Genomic DNA, 3,354 nt, shown 5'->3' on the forward strand with positions numbered 1-3,354 from the left:
ACGGGCATGCACATGCAGCGCGCCGACCTGGGTATCGCTTCGCTCAAGCGCAGGCTACGGAAGTGACTTCGTGGTGGACGGGGGAAGCGTCTTCCACCTTACGGTGCGTATAGCGCTCTCGTAGCCTGGGTTAGCCGAAGGTGTAGCCTGGGGAGCTGCACGGAGGAAATGGGACGCTCGACTATCTCCTGCCGGTGCGCAGCGAATCTCCCTGTTGATCATGGTGAATGCGCCCTGGTCTTGTAGGCAGCAGCCGAGTGCATCGTTATCATGCGCTCCTTGAAGCAGGGCAGGTTAGGCATGCAATCTTTGTTGCGACTTCTACAGGATGGGCAGTTTCACTCTGGTGAGGAGCTGGGGGCGGCTGTTGGCGTGAGCCGGGCCGCTATCTGGAAGCGTCTGCAGGCGCTCGAGGCCGAGTTCGATCTGCAGATCCACAAGGTTCGCGGCCGTGGCTACCGGCTCGAAACGCCCCTGTCACTGTTGACGGCTGATGTGCTTGCCGCGTCCTCCTCGTTTCCGGTCACTTTGCTGCAGCAAGTCGATTCCACTAATGCAGAAGCGCTCCGCCATCTGGCGTCCGGCGCTGTGCCGCCATTTCTGATCATTGCCGAGCAGCAGACTGCCGGGCGCGGTCGTCGCGGGCGAAGCTGGGCAAGTCCCTTTGGGGAGAACCTTTACTACAGCCTGGTGCTGCGGATCAGTGGTGGGATGCGCCAGCTCGAGGGGCTCAGCCTTGTCGTGGGGCTCGCGCTCCTGCACGCACTTCGTGAGGCGGGCGTCGAGGATGCCGGCTTGAAGTGGCCCAACGATTTGCTGGTCGGTGGGCGTAAGGCCGCCGGGATATTGCTGGAGCTCTCCGGTGACCCCGCCGACATTTGTCACGTGGTGATCGGTATCGGCGTGAATATCAATATGCGGATGACGCCTCGGGGCGAGACTATCGATCAGCCCTGGACATCGCTGCGCCAGATTCTGGGCCGTCAGATTGACCGCAACCAGTTCGTCGCCAGTCTTAATCGCCAGTTGGAGCGATATCTCCAGATGCACCAGGTCAATGGTTTTGCCTCGCTGCGTGAGCAGTGGGAAGCCAATCACCTTTGGCAGGGCCGTTTGGCGATGCTTGCGGCCGGAGCGCAGTCCATTCAAGGGCGTGTGCTCGGGGTCGATGATACGGGTGCTCTGCGCCTGGAGGTCGACGGCCGGGAAAAGGTATTCAGCGGTGGTGAGCTCAGTTTGAGGTTGCATGATGATTCTTGAGCTTGACTGCGGTAACAGCTTCATCAAATGGCGTGTCTTGCCGCGGGGAGGCATTGGTGCGGTGATCGCCAGTGGCGTAGCTGATAATGGCGAGGAGCTCATTGCCGCGTTGGCTGATCGTTTTTCGCAGCAACTGTCGGCCTGTCGCTTGGTCAGCGTGCGCGCCGATGATGAAACACGCCTGCTTTGTGCCGCCTTGTCCGAGCGCTTCGCGGTCGACTGCCAGGTAGCAACGCCTGCGCAGGTGCTTGCTGGTGTGCAGAACGGCTATCTGGATTATCAGCGCCTGGGGCTTGATCGATGGCTCGCTGTCGTCGGTGCCTACAGTCTGGAGCAGGGCGCTTGTCTGGTCCTGGATCTCGGCACGGCCATTACCTCGGATTTCGTGGGGGCAGATGGCGTCCACCTGGGTGGTTTCATATGTCCCGGCATGCCGCTGATGCGCAGCCAGTTGCTCACTCACACCCGCCGTATTCGCTATGACAACGCTGCTGCAGAGCGCGCTGGCGACAGTCTGGTGCCGGGGCGTTCTACCGCTGAAGCGGTGGAGCGTGGATGCCGGCTGATGCTGCGCGGTTTCGTGAATACCCAGATCGAACTGGCCCGCCAGCAATGTGCAGGTGATGTTGCTGTGTTTCTGACAGGGGGAGATGCGGCAATGGCCGCAGAGTGGGTGCCGGCTGCCCGGGTGGTGCCTGATCTGGTCTTCATCGGCCTGGCGATCGCCTGTCCGGTGGCGGGGGAGAAGTGATGCGCTGGATCTTCATGCTGTTGGTGGTGCTCAATGCCTTCTATTACGTATGGCATCAGCAGCAGGTGCCCATGCAGGCGAAAGAGGTGGCGCCGCTCTCTCTGTATCAGGACAGCAGGCGCGACATCCAGCTGCTCAGCGAGTCCAAGCCGCAAGAGCGGCGTGCTTCTGCTGTGAAAGAGGAGCAGCCTGAGCAGGCGGTGTGTCTGTTTCTCGGTCGTTTCGACGAGGAGGCTCAGGCGCAGCAGGTAGAGCAGCGACTGTTGAGCCTCGATATTCGTTCGCAGAGCCAGGTTGTCGAGTCCGCAGGCGCTGTCGATTACTGGGTATATCTTCCGCCCCTGGCTTCACGCCAAGCCTCCCTGAGGCAGTTGCGTGAGCTGCAGGCGCGAAAGATCGACAGCTACATCATCAGCCAGGGCGACTTGGCCAATGGCATCTCCCTGGGAATCTTTCCCCGCCACGATTCGGCCGATAGCGTGATTTCTCGCCTGCGCCGTGCAGGATACGAGCCTCTGCTGCGTGAATTGCCCCGCGCCAATCGTAGTCACTGGGTGCGCATCGCCCCGGAAAGCCGGCGTTTGGTCGATGATTCGCTGCTCGAGCGTTTGTCTTTGGACTTCAATGGCTTACAACATCAATTAATGCCGTGCGAAGGGGTTGCAAGCGTTCGATAGAATGCATAGAATGGCGCCCGCTTCGCAGGGTGGTCATCTCTAGGGATGAAATGCGAAGTTGCTGTTAGCGACGCTAAGCTCAGGTTTTTAAATGAGAAAGTGCTTGACAGTAGGGTGGCAGATAAAGAGAATGCCGCCTCCTTATGGAGGGATTCCCGAGCGGCCAAAGGGATCAGACTGTAAATCTGACGTCATAGACTTCGAAGGTTCGAATCCTTCTCCCTCCACCAGATTTAAGCGCGAGCTGCAGGCTCCGCGGGCATAGTTCAGTGGTAGAACCTCAGCCTTCCAAGCTGATGATGCGGGTTCGATTCCCGCTGCCCGCTCCAGCTTTTGTTGTTCGTGCAATGTGTTTCGCTCATGTAGCTCAGTTGGTAGAGCACACCCTTGGTAAGGGTGAGGTCAGCGGTTCAAATCCGCTCATGAGCTCCATTTAATAAAGGCAGATATGAAAGTATCTGCCTTTGTTTTAATGGCGGTATCGCTAGCTGAATTCTTCGTTCGGGGACGGTCAAAATGGCTAAAGAAAAGTTTGAACGTAACAAACCGCACGTCAACGTTGGCACCATCGGTCACGTTGACCATGGTAAAACCACTCTGACCGCTGCTCTGACTCGCGTCTGCTCCGAAGTTTTCGGTTCGGCCAAGGTCGACTTCGACAAGATC

General features: G+C 58.7%; 4 protein-coding genes and 3 tRNA genes. All 7 read left to right on the forward strand.

The window, feature by feature from the left end; translation table 11 throughout:
* Positions 1-300: 300 nt before the first annotated feature.
* Positions 301-1,260 carry a bifunctional biotin--[acetyl-CoA-carboxylase] ligase/biotin operon repressor BirA gene (birA, locus tag BVH01_RS17245; protein ID WP_075931678.1) on the forward strand — a complete coding sequence of 320 codons (960 nt, stop codon included), beginning with the start codon at positions 301-303 and terminating at the stop codon, positions 1,258-1,260.
* Positions 1,250-2,011: a pantothenate kinase gene (locus tag BVH01_RS17250; RefSeq protein WP_075931516.1), complete on the forward strand. Its 762-nt coding sequence runs from the start codon at positions 1,250-1,252 to the stop codon at positions 2,009-2,011. Before birA ends, BVH01_RS17250 begins: the two co-directional genes overlap by 11 nt.
* Positions 2,011-2,688 carry an SPOR domain-containing protein gene (locus BVH01_RS17255; RefSeq protein ID WP_075931517.1) on the forward strand — a complete coding sequence of 226 codons (678 nt, stop codon included), beginning with the start codon at positions 2,011-2,013 and terminating at the stop codon, positions 2,686-2,688. The genes BVH01_RS17250 and BVH01_RS17255 overlap by 1 nt, the downstream gene beginning before the upstream one ends.
* Before the next feature lie 145 nt (positions 2,689-2,833).
* Positions 2,834-2,918, forward strand: a tRNA-Tyr gene (locus tag BVH01_RS17260).
* 25 nt (positions 2,919-2,943) lie between these two features.
* Positions 2,944-3,017, forward strand: a tRNA-Gly gene (locus BVH01_RS17265).
* 27 nt (positions 3,018-3,044) lie between these two features.
* Positions 3,045-3,120: transfer RNA gene (locus BVH01_RS17270), tRNA-Thr, on the forward strand.
* 84 nt (positions 3,121-3,204) lie between these two features.
* A partial coding sequence (locus BVH01_RS17275; protein WP_256562802.1) for a GTP-binding protein occupies positions 3,205-3,354 on the forward strand: 150 nt, incomplete at its 3' end.

The organism is Pseudomonas sp. PA1(2017), assembly GCF_001945375.1.
Taxonomy (GTDB): Bacteria; Pseudomonadota; Gammaproteobacteria; order Pseudomonadales; family Pseudomonadaceae; genus Aquipseudomonas.

What these genes read in the sequence shown, in the direction of transcription:
- birA (WP_075931678.1), top strand. Translation starts at nt 301, where the DNA reads ATGCAATCTTTGTTGCGACTTCTACAGGATGGGCAGTTTCACTCTGGT.
- BVH01_RS17250 (WP_075931516.1), top strand. Translation starts at nt 1,250, where the DNA reads ATGATTCTTGAGCTTGACTGCGGTAACAGCTTCATCAAATGGCGTGTC.
- BVH01_RS17255 (WP_075931517.1), top strand. Translation starts at nt 2,011, where the DNA reads ATGCGCTGGATCTTCATGCTGTTGGTGGTGCTCAATGCCTTCTATTAC.